The 13804-nt window shown below is 70.2% G+C and carries 14 protein-coding genes and 2 pseudogenes; 4 read left to right on the forward strand and 12 right to left on the reverse strand.

Features of this window, described 5'->3' with window-relative positions; translation table 11 throughout:
• The first annotated feature begins 171 nt into the window (after nucleotides 1-171).
• On the forward strand, nucleotides 172-1089 hold the full coding sequence (locus AB0O36_RS24600; RefSeq protein ID WP_365114285.1) for a hypothetical protein: 918 nt from the start codon (nucleotides 172-174) through the stop codon (nucleotides 1087-1089).
• A gap of 191 nt (nucleotides 1090-1280) precedes the next feature.
• Here AB0O36_RS24600 and AB0O36_RS24605 read toward each other — a convergent pair whose 3' ends face one another.
• On the reverse strand, nucleotides 1281-1790 hold the full coding sequence (locus AB0O36_RS24605; RefSeq protein ID WP_365114078.1) for a hypothetical protein: 510 nt from the start codon (nucleotides 1788-1790) through the stop codon (nucleotides 1281-1283).
• Nucleotides 1791-2102: 312 nt separating this feature from the next.
• On the opposite strand from AB0O36_RS24605, the gene AB0O36_RS24610 reads away from it, so the two are divergent.
• On the forward strand, nucleotides 2103-2630 hold the full coding sequence (locus AB0O36_RS24610; RefSeq protein ID WP_365114080.1) for a hypothetical protein: 528 nt from the start codon (nucleotides 2103-2105) through the stop codon (nucleotides 2628-2630).
• Nucleotides 2631-2679: 49 nt separating this feature from the next.
• Here the strand turns inward: AB0O36_RS24610 and AB0O36_RS24615 are convergent, their stop codons facing one another.
• Nucleotides 2680-3471, reverse strand: coding sequence for a hypothetical protein (locus tag AB0O36_RS24615; protein WP_365114082.1), 792 nt, complete (start codon nucleotides 3469-3471; stop codon nucleotides 2680-2682).
• Between the two features lie 170 nt (nucleotides 3472-3641).
• Here AB0O36_RS24615 and AB0O36_RS24620 point away from each other — a divergent pair.
• Nucleotides 3642-4398, forward strand: a pseudogene (locus AB0O36_RS24620) (IS5 family transposase).
• Between the two features lie 547 nt (nucleotides 4399-4945).
• Here AB0O36_RS24620 and AB0O36_RS24625 read toward each other — a convergent pair.
• Nucleotides 4946-5500 (reverse strand): hypothetical protein, encoded by a 555-nt coding sequence (locus tag AB0O36_RS24625; RefSeq protein ID WP_365114084.1) that lies wholly within the window; start codon nucleotides 5498-5500, stop codon nucleotides 4946-4948.
• Nucleotides 5501-5802: 302 nt separating this feature from the next.
• Between AB0O36_RS24625 and AB0O36_RS24630 the strand changes: the two genes are divergently transcribed.
• Complete coding sequence (locus AB0O36_RS24630; RefSeq protein ID WP_365114085.1) at nucleotides 5803-6150, forward strand: hypothetical protein; 348 nt, start codon at nucleotides 5803-5805, stop codon at nucleotides 6148-6150.
• 142 nt (nucleotides 6151-6292) lie between these two features.
• Here AB0O36_RS24630 and AB0O36_RS24635 read toward each other — a convergent pair.
• The 9 genes and pseudogenes from AB0O36_RS24635 to AB0O36_RS24675 form a co-directional block, all read right to left on the reverse strand.
• Nucleotides 6293-7121: pseudogene (locus tag AB0O36_RS24635) on the reverse strand (PIG-L family deacetylase).
• A gap of 46 nt (nucleotides 7122-7167) precedes the next feature.
• Nucleotides 7168-8058, reverse strand: a complete 891-nt coding sequence (locus AB0O36_RS24640) for a hypothetical protein (RefSeq protein ID WP_365114087.1) — start codon at nucleotides 8056-8058, stop codon at nucleotides 7168-7170.
• The gene (locus tag AB0O36_RS24645; RefSeq protein ID WP_365114089.1) at nucleotides 8055-8786 is read right to left on the reverse strand and encodes a hypothetical protein; all 732 of its coding nucleotides are present in this window, start codon (nucleotides 8784-8786) and stop codon (nucleotides 8055-8057) included. Before AB0O36_RS24645 ends, AB0O36_RS24640 begins: the two co-directional genes overlap by 4 nt.
• Nucleotides 8787-8808: 22 nt before the next feature.
• On the reverse strand, nucleotides 8809-9363 hold the full coding sequence (locus AB0O36_RS24650; RefSeq protein ID WP_365114091.1) for an AAA family ATPase: 555 nt from the start codon (nucleotides 9361-9363) through the stop codon (nucleotides 8809-8811).
• The gene (fxlM, locus tag AB0O36_RS24655; RefSeq protein WP_365114093.1) at nucleotides 9360-11732 is read right to left on the reverse strand and encodes a methyltransferase, FxLD system; all 2373 of its coding nucleotides are present in this window, start codon (nucleotides 11730-11732) and stop codon (nucleotides 9360-9362) included. The genes AB0O36_RS24650 and fxlM overlap by 4 nt, the downstream gene beginning before the upstream one ends.
• A gap of 31 nt (nucleotides 11733-11763) precedes the next feature.
• On the reverse strand, nucleotides 11764-12429 hold the full coding sequence (locus AB0O36_RS24660; RefSeq protein ID WP_365114095.1) for a M15 family metallopeptidase: 666 nt from the start codon (nucleotides 12427-12429) through the stop codon (nucleotides 11764-11766).
• The gene (locus AB0O36_RS24665) at nucleotides 12430-12936 is read right to left on the reverse strand and encodes an NUDIX hydrolase (RefSeq protein WP_365114097.1); all 507 of its coding nucleotides are present in this window, start codon (nucleotides 12934-12936) and stop codon (nucleotides 12430-12432) included. It abuts the gene before it with no gap.
• A complete protein-coding gene (locus tag AB0O36_RS24670) occupies nucleotides 12933-13412 on the reverse strand; it encodes a GNAT family N-acetyltransferase (RefSeq protein ID WP_365114099.1) in 480 nt (159 codons plus the stop codon). Before AB0O36_RS24670 ends, AB0O36_RS24665 begins: the two co-directional genes overlap by 4 nt.
• A gap of 38 nt (nucleotides 13413-13450) precedes the next feature.
• On the reverse strand, nucleotides 13451-13780 hold the full coding sequence (locus AB0O36_RS24675; protein WP_365114101.1) for a phosphotransferase: 330 nt from the start codon (nucleotides 13778-13780) through the stop codon (nucleotides 13451-13453).
• Between the last annotated feature and the right edge of the window lie 24 nt (nucleotides 13781-13804).

Genomic DNA, 13804 nt, shown 5'->3' on the forward strand with positions numbered 1-13804 from the left:
GCGGAACCTCGTCCCCCAGGGACAAGAACTCCGCCCGCGTGATGCTCGTCCGGGCTGGTCTCAACCCGGCTAGTGCTGATCTTGTAAGCCCTGCCCCCTGCTAGGAGTCAGGCGAAGTGAGCTAGGAATCCCCTCCCTTCAGGGAGGGGAGGATGTCAACGTGACGGGCAGATCCATGCCTACGTGATCGAATCCGGTGCTCTCGGGACGTTGAAGCCGACCGCGGTGTTCCAGCCTCAGACCGGCGATGAGGTCGTGGAGTCTGTGGTTCGGCCCGATCTGGAGCGGGTCGTGTACACGACGCTGAACCGGGTCATCTGTCTCACGCGCGCCGGCGAGCTCGTATGGGAGTCGGCCTTCGAGCCGCACTCCGACGTGCGCCATGGCCACCGCCCTGGCTGTGCACTCTCCCTGGACGGCCGGACCGTGTGGGTCTACCGGCCGGACGCGATGGCGGGCCGCGGGGGAGGCGACCTGTGGGTCGTGTACGACGCCGACAGCGGGAAGGTGCTCGCCCGCCGGGAGCTGGAGACGGTCGGGCACGGCGCCATCCACCGCGTGCACCCCGTGGACGGCAGCATCTACCTCGACATCGGTGAGGGCCAGGACGGCTCCGTCATCCTCCGGGGAACGATCGGGGCTGACGGCGAGGTGGGGTTCGTGACGTACCCGTGGTCGGACCGCTGTCTGATCGACCTGGCGCCGGGCGGAGAGCAGTTCATGACCGTCGACCACGGGCAGGCGGACGTCGCCTTCCACCGCCACCCCAGCGGCGAGGTTCTCCTCACCCTCCCCGTCGAGGCATTCGGGTACGACCCGGAGGAGAGGTTCGTGGAATGGAGCGGCGGCTACCTGACCCCGGACACGGCTGTGGTCACCCTCGGCGGTGAGACCGAGGACGGCGAGGACTGGTTCCGCTTCCACCTGATCGACGTACGCTCCGGTGCGATCAGCGGAGAGATGGCCGTCGAGGCGGCGGCCCACGCTTACGACCTGGAGCCCCTGGGCGACGGCACTTGGCTCACTGAAGGGCCCGTCCGCTGGTCTCGCGCTCCGCAGCCGTCCACGCCGCCGCACCCGGCAGGCTGAGGGAGGAAGGCCGGACTTTTGTCCGCGGACAAAAGTCCGGGGCCGTGGCTTTGTTCGCGAGAAGCTCTGGAGTCACTTGAGTGAGTCCCGGAATCGAACGTCTTGTGCCTCGTGACAGCACCGAGCAGCATCCTGGGCTTCTCCTCGGCTCAGCCCCGCCAGGGGAGAGGCCTCTTGATGTCATCGAAGGATCACGAGCAGTGCTCGCTCCTATCAAGTGCGGCCGCGATGCCTTCAAGGATCCCGATGAACTCGTCGGCCGGGATCTCGACCACGAAGACCGCACCGGCGTCCTCGGGGTGGCTGAGCAGGTGTTCCTCACGCCAGAACTCCAGCGTGATCACCAGGTCGTCCTTGTTGTGGAACAGATAGGCCATCACGTTGTCGGTGGTGGGCCCCCAGAGCAGGGCCCGAAACCGGCTGCGCAGCTGGTAGTCGGTCTCGTTGTCGTCCCCAGCGTGCTGCCTGAGACGCCGGTGTGTGGCCTCGGCGGAGAAGCCGGCGAACGGCAAGGAAGAACCTTTACCGGACCGCAGCCAGGCGGCAACGTCCAGCACATCGCGGCGGAACTGGGGGACGTACGCCATACTGTCGTCGCAGGTCAGCCACTTTCCAGCCGCCCAGAGGTCGACCCGACACAGTGGACCGGGGTCACCGACCTCTGCGGCGAACCTGGACCTGTCGCCCAGAACCACGTTCATGCAGGTGACCGTCGCAGGTTCAGCCCTTCATGAACAACCGAATACTTCGACGGGCCTCGCTGGCGTGCCTCAGTAGAAATCGAACGGCCGCTGACCCGGGTGACTCCCGAAGGTTCTCGTGAACAAGGCGAGGCCGCTTTGTCGGCCAGCGGCGACAACGTCTGTTGCCCAGGCGCCAGAGCGCCCCGCTGACGGGGAACACGACGTCGCCAAGTTGCGGCAGCGCCCTATCGCTTGACTCGGGACGGTGTCGTGCCCGGTCCCGGCACGGTTGGCCGCCGAGCCTGGCAGCGTGCCGCGTACCGTCAACGCATGAACGATCAGCGAGACCAGGATCAAGGCATCGCCAGCGGAGCTGCAGACGTCGGAGCGGTGGTGTTCGTGTGCGCGGCTTGCGGCATTCCCCTGACGGGGCCACTCACACGGCTGCCCACCGTTCCCGAGGCTCCTTACTACGCATGGTGGGATGCCGATGAGCCCGGCCCGTCGCCGGCGACCGTGCCGTCAGGCTGCTATGCGATCGAGACGGAGCCGTACGGTGCGCCCCTGGTCGTGGCCGAAGTGCCCGGGCCGGTGATGCCGCGCCACGGGGGCCACTGGAACGTGGAGGGAAAGCCGCTGGTGTCGCAGGGCCCGCGAGGCAACATCGTCATCAACCCGGACGATGCCCGCGGCCTGGAGTTGCAGCACGCATCCCCTGCCTGCTGCGGAGCAACCCCGGACGGGGGAATGAACCAGCTGTGCGCCTGCGGAACCCTGGTCGCAACCCTCTGTTCCGACTGCTGTCTGCCGTACGAGCTCCATCTCTCAGCCGACCACGTCCGCGCGGTTCGCCCCTGAGGCAGGTGCGGACCGCTGCCGCGCCTTCGATGGCGCCTTGGACCTTGAGTCAGAACGGCGGGTCTTCGCTGTAGCCGCCTCCCCATGAAGCGCGTGCGGCTCGGAGGAGGGCGCAGTGTTCGCGGGCTGCAATGTCGGACGCGTTCTCCAGGCTGCTGGTGTCGTGACCCCAAGCCTTCAGCGCGTCCAGGACGCGGTCTCGGTGGTGTCGGTCAGTGCTGGTGGCCAGTAGACATCGGGCGTGGCCGGCCAGATCGACCTGGTGGTGGGTGAGGAGCGGGTGTTCTATGAGGGGGATGGCAGCGACGAGGGCGGTGTGTCGCACGTCGGCGTTGTCATGACCGAGGAGGGCCTGCACAGCGGAGAAGAGCGCCGGGCGCGCGTCCCGAAAAGCACGCATGGGCTGGTACTCATCGAGAAATCCCTCACCGTAGAGGCGTTCGTCGATGGCAACGCACTCGTCGTTGGCGTCGTAAGCGGTGTCGCCGAGCCAGTCGAGCAGCTGCACGAGAGTGGGGCGGTTCGGGGGCGTCTTGGCGTCGTGGTTGTCGTCGCCTGCCGTGATGGCCGGGTGGTTGAGGATTGCCGCGACGCAGAGCGACACGGGCACGGTGGCCTCGTAGATGCTGTTCTGGTGGGTCACGGGCCCCAGCGCATCCTGGAGTGCGGACTCCCTGATGAGTGGGTCGGGGCTGGTCAGGAGGGTCAGCGCCGCCGGCAGGGATTCACCCGTGCCGCAGGCCGTGGGGAGCGAAGCCCAGTCTGTACGGTCCAGCAGAGTCTGAAGGAGAGGGAGCTCGGCGGGGTCAGGCTGCTCCGTCTGGCTGCGGCTGTGGGTCACGGGCCGAGGCTATTGCGTCGACAAGCCGGCTGAATCTCCTCCGTGCCCTCAAGTACGGCGAGGACGCGCTGGTCGGGAGTGTTCTCCTCGAACTCCTCGCGCATCAGCGTGGATGTCTCCGAGACGAGGAAGGCCAGAGCCCCACCCTCGCACGTGCGCGGTGGTCGCGGATCCGGTCGCGGATCCAGTCGCCAAGGAAGAAGAGACCGGCGAGGGTGCCGACTGCGCCGAACCGGGTCCGGAGCCGAGGTCACCCAACGTGGCCCCCAACCAGACGGGAGGCTTCGGCTCGGGCATGACCTGCTGGCGCCGTCTGGCGGAGTGGACCGAAGCCGGCGTGTGGGCCCGGCTCCACGAGGTCCTCCTTGCGAAGCTCCGCAGCGTGAACGCCCTGGACTTCTCCCGGGCCGCTGTGGACGGCTCCCACATCCGGGCGCTATAGGGGGATCCAAGACTGGACGAAGCCCTGTCGACCGGGGCAGAACGGGCAGCAAGCATCACCTGATCACGGACGCGACCGGCATCCCGCTCGCCGTCACCCTGACTGGCGGCAACCGCAATGACGTCACCCAGCTGATCCCGCTCCTCCAGGCGGTGCCACCGGTCCGGGGCAAGCGAGGCCGGCCCCGGCGGCGCCCCGATGTGGTGCTGGCCGACCGCGGCTACGACCACGACAAGTACCGCCGCCTGGTCTGGGACCTCGGAGTGAAGCCGCTCATCGCCCGCCGGGGCACCGAGCACGGCTCCGGACTCGGAACTCAGCGGTGGGTCGTGGAACGCGCCTTCGCCCACCTGCACTGGTTCCGCCGCCTGCGCATCCGCTGGGAGATACGTGACGACATCCACGAAGCCTTCCTGAGCCTGGGATGTGCACTCATCTGCTGGCGCCGCCTCTCACGGCTGGCCCGGGACACTCCTGCCCAGTAGCCATTCCCTGACGCTCTGGGAGCTGTCCAGGAGTCGGCCGACCTCCATACCCTCGTCCCGGGAGAGCACTCTCGGCAGAGGGGCGAAGTCATCAGGCAGGACGTCCAGCAAGCTCATCACGCGGTCTCCCGCCTGAAGCGTGATGAGTAGTTCGCACCGCAACTGGCGCGGGATGCCGGGGCGATGGGGCAGGCTGTTCCACAGGGCTGGCCACAGGTAGTGGGTCCCATCAGACGCTGCATTCGCCTGCACCCATGCCGGTTCCAATCGCTGGTTGAGGCGGAGCCTAGATGCCCGCTCCTCAAGCCTGACCAGCGATGCCGTATCGAGAACCTTCAACTCCCGTGGCACCGGCTCATCCGAGTTCATCACCCCATGCTGCCCGACAACACTCCAACACCTGGAACCGGCCCATCAAAGATCATTTCGTTAGGAGTTCTTAGACCGTGGCCTCTCACCACTACAAGGTCTGGCCAGCGGTCTGACCGGCGGCCGCATACGTGAAATCACGGCCTCCGAGCCGGGTGGCGACGTGGGCACCCACCCGTCATGTCCGGGCCTGAACGGCGGCCTCCGGATTCCGTGCCTTGGGCAGGGTGATGCCCTCGCCTTGTGCGACTTGCCCCGGGCGCAACGTCCACGGCACCGTCCCCGTTTCGGTCAGCCACTCGTTCACCAGAAGCCGCCGCACGGCAAAGTTCCGCAACGCGTGATCCACCTGCCAGCCCAGGCCCGAGCCCAGCTGGGCATATGAGGGGCCGTGGCCGTGCTCGCTGCGAAAGCCCACGGTGAACTCGGCCGCCAGCTGGCCCCGGTCCGGGTGCGTGTCCTTCCACGCGCCGTACGCGACCGCAGTGCTCCTGGAGAAGAACTGAGGGCGCCCGGGCACCATAAACGCCTGTGCGACGCGCTCCGGTGTCCGAGCACACACGGTGCAGTACTCAACGGCCTCAACGTGTCGGCGCAAGGCCGGCGTGACCGCGCTCTTCCACCCGGCCCATGCCTCTGCGTCGAACTGGAATCCCGGAGTCGAAGCGAGCGCAACCGCCCTGCCCTCGTCCTTGGCACTCTGTGCCCTCTCCTCTTCGGAGGGCTGACGCATGCCCGACAAGTGACGCACCGCGGGGTCGAGGCGGCAGCGGTCCTCGGATAGCTCAGTGAGGAAGCCCTTCCGCAGAAGGTCGGGCAGGGCGGCCCGGCAAGCGTCGGGAAGGTCAGGGCGGCCCGGCAAGCGTCGGGAAGGTCGGGCGGAATTTGACCGAGGAGCTTGGAGGTGCTGTGCGCGGCAAGAAACAGCCCGGCCAGCCGACCAGCGGGAGGGAGTTTCTTGACCGGCTTGGCGGACAAGGTCCGCGTGGTCCATCCGGATACCCGTGAGCGCGTGTTCTTCCCGAAAGGCAGAGGGTGGCCCGCTTCCCGGGCCAGATCCGGCACGGTGACCGGGACCGGTACTGCCGGATCACCGCCGAAGAGCGCATCATCCACCTGCCAGCCCAACCCACGAAGGGCATCGACGGCTCCGCTCGCATCGCCCAGCCGCAGGGCCGACAGGTCCGCCCCGGTGATGTTGCCCACCCCGCCACGCGCAGCTCGGATCGCCACCACCACGGCAACGAGCTGGGCATCGGCGTCAGGAAGGGCCAGCGAGGCCACGTAGCCGAGCAGCGTGCGCGCTGCTTCACCCTGTGGGGACGTCAAGAGGAAGCCCGGCTGCTGCTCCTTCCGGGCAGGGGCGGCGCTGGCATTGCTTGAGCTGGACGCGGTCTTCGGCACGGTCATTCCAACGTCCACCGGCGTCCGGAGTCACCACCCCTGCTCCGTCTGGAGCAGACAGCACGGGTCCGGGACCAGGCCGGCCTTGCCGGGGCGGACGTACCGCGCGCACTCCGCCCGCTCACACCGGCTTGCCTAGGCGGGCGTGCTCCGTGGCCGTTGCTCGGTGGGCGGGTGCGGGGCGGGTGGCGAGGAGGGTGAAGTGCTCGGTCGAGATGATCGACTCCCGCTCCGCTGCAGGGAGGCGGGAGAGGATGCCGGGAAGCGGCCTCTCCTTGGCGGCTTCACTTCGGTGAGCCGAGATCGCGGCCCACTTCTGCTCGAGCCACTCGCTCACGTCGACCGTCGCGGTGGTGTGCTCGTCTGGGACGCTGAGGATCTTCTTCCCCACCCGCTCCAAGAGCGGGGCGAGCTCGGCCACTCCCGAGACGGGGTGTGTGGCCGCATACAGGGCCGCGGGCTGCCACGGGGTCCCGGCATCCGGGTGGAGGTGCTCAAGACCGGCGGCGTGGAACGCGAGGACGGTCGCTTGGTGGGTGCGGACGTGGTCGGGGTGGCCCGTCAGCTGGCCGTAGGCGTCGTGGGTCACGACAACCTGGGGGTGCACGGCGCGGATGTGCCCGACGAGCAGCTCGACGACCTCGTCGATGGGGGCGTCGCACAGCCGGGCCTGGCCGGGCGCGGAGTCTGGGATGCGGGCATCGGCGTAGCCGAGCATCCTCGGCTTGCCGGCTCCCAGTGCGGCCAGGGCGTCGGCGAGCTCGGGAGCCCGGTGGCTGGTGGGGGACCCAGGTGGCGGTGACGACGTTCGTTGCTGCGCCCGCGGCGGCGTGCTGCGCGAGAACGCCGCCGGCCAAGAGGGCCTCGTCGTCGGGGTGTGCGAAGACGCCGAGCAGGCTGGGAAGCGACACGGCTGCTCCTTCGGTTGGGGTGTCGGTGCCGGCCGTCACGGTTGCGTGCGGGCCGCAGCATCGAGATGTCGGGGGTGGGGTCAGGTCAGAGGTCGGGGTTTCCGGCCGTGCCCGTGGCTGCTGGGACGGGTGTGCCGGTGAGCTGCTGGGCTCTGCGGGCCAGGTGCGGGGCGAGTTCGGGGTGGGCGCCGCGGCCGGTGACCTGGAGAAGCTGAGCGAGGGCGACGAGTTCGCCGATCCGTCCCTCGGGGGTGTCGAGGACGTGGGTGAACTCGCTGCGGATGCGAGCGGCCGTGGCGGGTTGGGGGAGGGTGTAGGCGTGGAGGAGGCCCACGTCGTAGCCGGTGGGGAGCAGGCCCCATCCCTCCCAGTCGAGGATCACGAGGGGCTCGGGCGTGAGGTTGCCCCAGTGGAGGTCCCCGTGCCCCGTGGTCCAGGAAGCGATCGTGGGCACGGGGGCGCCGAGGAAGCGGGTGAAGTTGCGGTCGATCCACTGCTGCCGTACGGCTTGCCGGTCGGTTGGCACCGTCGCAGTGGCAGCGAGCGCGCTGCGCAGGTCTCCCCACCAGGAGCGGGGCAGGTCGACGTCGCCTGTCAGGACCGGTCCGCCGGATTGGAGCGCCGGTTGGGCGATGTACTCGGACAGCTCGGCCCGGTAGACGATGGCGTTGTCGGTCCACTCGGTGACGTCGTGCAGGCGAGGCCGGGGAACGGAGCGGGGCAGGGCGGAGTCCGCGGCGGCAGTGCCCTCCCACAGGCGGGCGTTGCGCTTGTCGGCAGGAGCGCTAACCAGCCGCAGCCACCACCGGCCGGCTCGCCGGCCCAGGGTTCGGCCCTGCCATCCCCAGGCTTCCGGCCCGGACGCGGTCACGGAGAAGGCACGGGCGGCCTGCTGGTGCCGGCTGCGCATCCGCTGCTGGTCGCACGTCTCGGCGGGCGGCGCGAAGACTGCCTGCCGGGCCTTCGAATCGGTCATGCGGACCGTCCGAGAAGACGCTCCGCTCCGGCGTCCAGCAGCTGTTGGCCTGCGTCCTGCCCGACTTCATGGGCTGACGTCGAGGGGCCGGACGCGCAGGCGCGCAGAGGGTCACCGCCGGTCGGGTCGAGAACGGCGGCGTGCACGGTGACGACTCCCGACGCGGCGTCGAGGGTGGCGTGGGCGGAGGCGGCTGTCAGGCACCCGCCGTGCAGCGTGGCGAGCGCGGCTCGCTCGGCGTCGAGCAGGATCCGGGTGGGGCCATGGGTGAGGGGTGCGAGCACCTCCCCGGTGGCAGGGTCGTCGGCACGGTGCTCGACGATCACTCCGACCCTGGTGCCGGGAGGGAGTTCGGCGAGCGTGGTCGCGGGATGGCCTGTGGGGAGGACGAGGGCGTCGCGGGTGTCCTCTCGGGGCAGGACCGCTCCGATGATGACGCCGGGGGACCGGTCGTGCGGGCCGGGCACGTCTTTGGCGCACGCGATCGTGGCCTGGACGAGGCCGTCGAGGAGGTAGCGGTCCGCGTTGCGGGTGAAGGCCCCTTTCCCGCCGATCGCCGAGAGCGGGCCGTGGTGCCGGTCGCCGTCGGAGACGATCTCGACGATGTCGAGGACCGCCTGCGGGTAGCCGGCGCGGAAGGTGTCGGCGAAGCGGGTGGTCTGTTCCAGGGCCATGGGGCTGGGCCGGGTCCCCAGCCGGACGGTGGTGAGGGTGGTGCTGCTGGTCATCAGGGTCGGGCTCCATCGTCGGTTACGGGGTGGCGGGCGAGATACGGCTGAGGGCGGCCTGGAGGACCGCGTGCGCCGGCAGGGCACTGGTGTCGATGACATGGCCGTCGGCGTGCATCCACGCAGTGGCGGCAGCGGCGTAGTCCACCGCCCTTCGCCGCCGGTACGCACGTACGGCCTCGCTGCGGGTCTCGTCTCCCGGAAACTCCTCGCTCGCGTCGATCCGGGCTTTCAGCTCGTCCGGTTCGACGTGGAGGACGAGGTGGACGAGCCCGGGCGAGCGGCGCAAGGGCGTGAACACTTCTGCGGCGTACGCGGGATTGAGCACGGTCATGGGCACGAGGACGTGACCGCTGGTGTGGGCGGCGATCTCGCTGATGTAGGCCGTGGTCAGGTGCCGCCAGGCCGGGTAATCCTGGTAGTCGCGGAGCTTTCCGGGGTGCCCGGTCAGGGTGCGGCGCAGCAGGTCGCCGATCTCCTCCGGGTCGGCCACTACCGAACCGGGCAGTGCCTGATGCAGGCGGGCCGCCAGGGTGCTCTTGCCGCTGCCGAAGGCGCCGTTGATCCAGGTGATCACTGCTCGTCGGACCTCCCTGAGGTTGTGTTCCGTCCAACGGCGGGGCCGGGGGCCTCGTCACGGCCGGGCCAGGAGACCACGATGCGGCAGTCGTTCTTCTCCACGACATCTCCGGCGGGGAGCGCTGAGTCGGGGGTACCTGCGGGCATCACCGTCAGCCGGGGCGCGGCCCGGCCCCGAAGGTCGCGGTCCCAGGTGTGGACGGCGGCGGCCAGGGTGTCGGCGGCGGCCTTGCCGTCCGGCCCGAAGCCCTGGACTCCGAACTCCCAGGTGGACGGGCCGCCGGCCTCGTCGTGCTCACGCCGTTCCGTCATCAGGCAGGCCAGCGAGCGACCGAGGACGACCGCTTCGGCACCTGACCGCTTCGGCAGCTGCACCGGCCCTGGCCGGTCCGGATCCCCCTCCATCCGGCAGAACCCGCTCAGGGAGGTGGCCAGCCACAGCTGCAGGTCCTCGATCGTCTCCCCGCCACGCACCGTCACCCCGGTCCACAGCTCTACGCCACCCGCGGCTAGGGCGCGGTCCAGGCCGTCGAGCGCGGCGGGCGGGGTGTCCTCCCAGCGGATGCCGTAGCCGGTGTCCCCGATCGGGGCCGGGGCCTCGTCCCACCGGCCGGCACCCTGCATGGGGACGAACCCGCACGGGCTGATCTCCGTGGACACCAGTGTCGGGTCCTCGTTGCGCAGGCCGACGGCCCGGGTGAACCCGCCGATCCGCAGGGGCACGACCAGGTGCCCGCCCTGGGCGAGTTGGTTCGTCCAGTACCGCGCAACGTCGTTCGAGGCGACCGTCACGATGATGGCGTCGAAGCCGTCCGCCGGAAGCAGGTCCCCGGGTGCTCCGCCGGTGCCGTCGCCCAGGACGGCCCGGACCCGCTTGGCGTACCCGGTCTCGGCCAGGAACCGCTCCGTACGCGCATGCACGTACGGGTCGATCTCCATGCACACCACCGACCCCTGGGGACCGACGAGTTCGGCGATCAGGCAGGCGTTGTAGCCGCCACCCCCGATCTCCAACACGTGCGCTCCCGGCCGAAGGTTGGCGCGGCGCAGCATGACCGCCTGCATCTCGGGCTGGGACACCGAGCTCATCGACCGCCCGCTGTCCTCGTCGAACACGGTTGCCACCGCCTCGTTGACGTAGGCCCGGGCGAGTGACTGCTCGGGGAGGAACGCCTGCCGGGGCACGACCGAAAACGCCGCCCGCAGCTCCGGGGTGTCGGTCCAGCCGGCCTCGGTGAGGTCTTGGACCAGCTGCTCCCGGAGCCGGAGCGATGCGGCCGGTTCGCCGAACTTCAGCGGCACGTCCCCGGTGGGCCTGGGCGTGTGGTGCGCGGGCGGGACGTCGGGCAGCAGACCCGGCCACACCACGTTCAGGGCCTGAGCGGAAGCCGTGAACAACGGCTGGGGCAGGTTCCGCACCGCGAAGGGGCTGTGCCACTCCCACCGGGTGATCAACTCCGGCTCCCGGACGGTCGGCTCGCCGGTGTAGTCGGTGAGGCGGGCGATCTCGGTGACCCGGGTGAATCCGTGCGTGGAGTCGCACAACGTGCCCAGCAGGAGCACCGACTCCGGCCGGGCCTGCAGACCTGCCTCCTCCGCGAGTTCGCGTACCGCTGTGGCCTCGAAGGCCTCGCCCGGCTCCACCTTGCCGGCAGGGAGTTCCCACACTGCGCGAGAGGGGTTCCAGCCGAGGAGGACCTGCCCGCGCTCGTTGGTGACCACGACAGCGACTCCGGCCATCGCGGACGGCTTCGGGGTCCGCTTCTCGCTGTAGGCGACGGGGTCGGTCTTGGGCCCGCGCAGCAGCAGGACGGTGAGGTCGCCGGCCTCGATGCGCTCGGTGTGCTGCCAGCCGTCGGCGAGGAGGTCGATCTCGGAATCGTCCAGGCAGATCCCGCGCAGCTCCTCGGGGTGGTGGTCGGCGTGCGGGGTGATCACGCACAGGGTGCCGTCCTGGCCGAGGAGGGCGGCGAGTTCGGCGACCGTGCGGGTGCGGTCGGGCAGGTGGGCCAGGGCCCGGCGCATGGTGATCAGCCGATAGCCGTCGGTGCCGGCAGGGGCGAGGGGCGAGAGGTCCCCGCTGGTCAGGTCGAGGCGGTGGCAGCTGACCCCGGCCGAGGCCGCGCTGGTCTTGTCGACGGCGGACTGGGCCCAGTCCACGGCGTCGACCTGGTACCCGGCTGCGGCGAGGAAGCGGGCGAGCTCACCAGTCCCGCAGGCCACATCCAGGGCCCGGGCCGCCTGGGCGTCCTCAGGCAGGGCCAGGTGCTTGGTGAGGATGCTCTTCTCGGTGTCGCTCAGGGGGCGGAAGTCGCGGCCGGCCGCGTAGTGGGCGTGCCAGTCCTGTGCGGTGTGCGTGGTGCTCATGTGCTGCGGGGCTCCCTGTTCGTCGGGTGGCTCAGGAAAGGTCGGAGGGATGCTGGGAGGCGGGTCCGTAGAGGGCTTCCGGCTTGCCGGCCATCAGGGCCCAGTAGCGGTCGCCGAAGGACCAGTGCCACCACTCGGTCGGGTAGTTGACGAGCCCGGCGCCGGTGAGCGCACGGCTGAGGGTGGCGCGGTGCAGCCGGGCCCCGGGGGAGAGGCCGTCGGCGAGGGTGTAGCAGCGCCCCCTGCTCTCCTCCGGGCTGGCGTTGACACGGGTGCCCATGTCGAGCTCGGTGCCGTCCGCGTCGACGAGGGTCAGGTCGACGGCCGCGCCGGCGCTGTGCGGGGCAATCTCGGGCGGTGACACGTACCGGCTCGCCTGCGCCCGCAGCTCCTCCGCCGGCCAGTCGCCATGGCCCGCGCGCAGCTCGGCCGCGTACTCCTCGAAGTACCGCTGCTGCAGTACCGGCGGGCGAAACCCCTCGACGACGAGCAGGCGCAGCCCTTCGGGCAGCAGCAGCTGCGCCTGCAGGAGCCGGTCGAGAACACCGGAGCGCAGGTGCGCGAAGGCGTACGCGGGATCGGCGCGGCGGTCATCGAGGAGGAATTCTCCGCCAGCGCGGACATCGGCCAGGGGTTCACCGTTGTCCGCGACCGAGATGGCGGCGACCCGCGGGTCAGACATGAGGATGATGCTCATCTAGACCTCCCAGTCCCAGGTGTCGAAGTACGCCGGAGTCCCGGACTTGCGGGCGGCCATCACGGCCTCGAGCCGGGCGTGATCGCGTCCCGGCATCAGGCCCTGCCACTCGGGGACGGCCAGGGCGCGGACCTCGTCGTGCTCGTCCGGGTCCAGCACGATCCCCGCAAGCTGCCCGGGGGTGAGCCGGCCGCCGTCGAAAACCCATCCCGCGGTGGCCAGCGGCCAGTCCTTGCCCGGCAGCCCGAACACCGTGGCCAGGAGCTTCGGCGGTCCCTCCACGCGGAGGCCGGTCTCCTCCAGGCACTCCCGCACGGCGGTCTCCCAGGGGCGCTCGCCCGATTCGGCTACGCCGCCCGGCCACTGCCACGGGTGGGTACTGGAGTACGTGGCCCGCAGCTGGACGGGCCGGTCGTCCTCATCGGTGAAGAACACCGCCCCGAAGACCGTGGCCTTCGGCAGCGTCGCCGCGAACTCCTTTGGAGGCAGCCACTTCCGTTCGCTCACGACGCGTTCCCTTCGACGGCGGAGGGGAAGCGCGTCATCCGCATGAGTGCCGGGTCGGCCGCGAAGCCGAGCTGCTCGTACAGCGGGGCGGAGCCCTCGCTGGCGTACAGCTCGTACAGGGTGACCCCGTTGTGCTCCAGGTGGTCGAGGAGGGCGGCGAGCGCGGCCTTGGCGTAGCCGCGGCGCCGGTGGGTGGGGTCGGTGGCGACCGCGTGGATTCGTACGGCCAACCCCTGGGGGTACTTCGGGGCGGGCAGGACGGCGTGGACCAGGCCGAGGGCGCAGGAGGCGAGCCCGCCGGCGGGGGAGTCGATCACGTACGCGCGGGCGTCACCGCCGTCCTGGAGGCGTAAGGCGAGCTGGTCGGCGCACTTGGTGAGCCAGGCTTCGTCGAGGGGTTCGCTCAGGATGTTCTCCGACCGCAGGCGGGCGATCTCGGCGGCATCGGCAGGGGTGGCGAGGCGGGGTTCGGGCACAGGGGTCCTTCCTCGAACGGGTAGAAGATGCAGACGGGCTAGGGATGTTGGGCGCGGAGTCGGCGCAGGGTGCGGTGGCCGCGCTCGGTGACCTCAGGGTCGTCGTGGCTGGTGCCGTAGGCGATGCCGGAAACGGCGTCGAAGGCGGCCTCGCAGTCCAGGCGCAGCTCCTCGGCAGGGGTGAGCGCCATGCCGTAGCCGTTGAGGAACGCGGCGCGCAGGTCAGGCCGGCCGGTCCAGGTGTCGCTCAGCCGCACGATGTCCCGGGTCGCGGTGTTGTACTCGGACCGCTCGAAGTCGAACAGCAGCGGCTCACCGCCGCCGTCCAGCAGGACATTGCGGTACTGCAGGTCCCCGTGCGTGGGCACGAGCGTGGGCTTCGGAAGGTCCGC

It is taken from the genome of Streptomyces sp. NPDC089799 (assembly GCF_040684755.1).
Classification (GTDB): domain Bacteria; phylum Actinomycetota; class Actinomycetes; order Streptomycetales; family Streptomycetaceae; genus Streptomyces.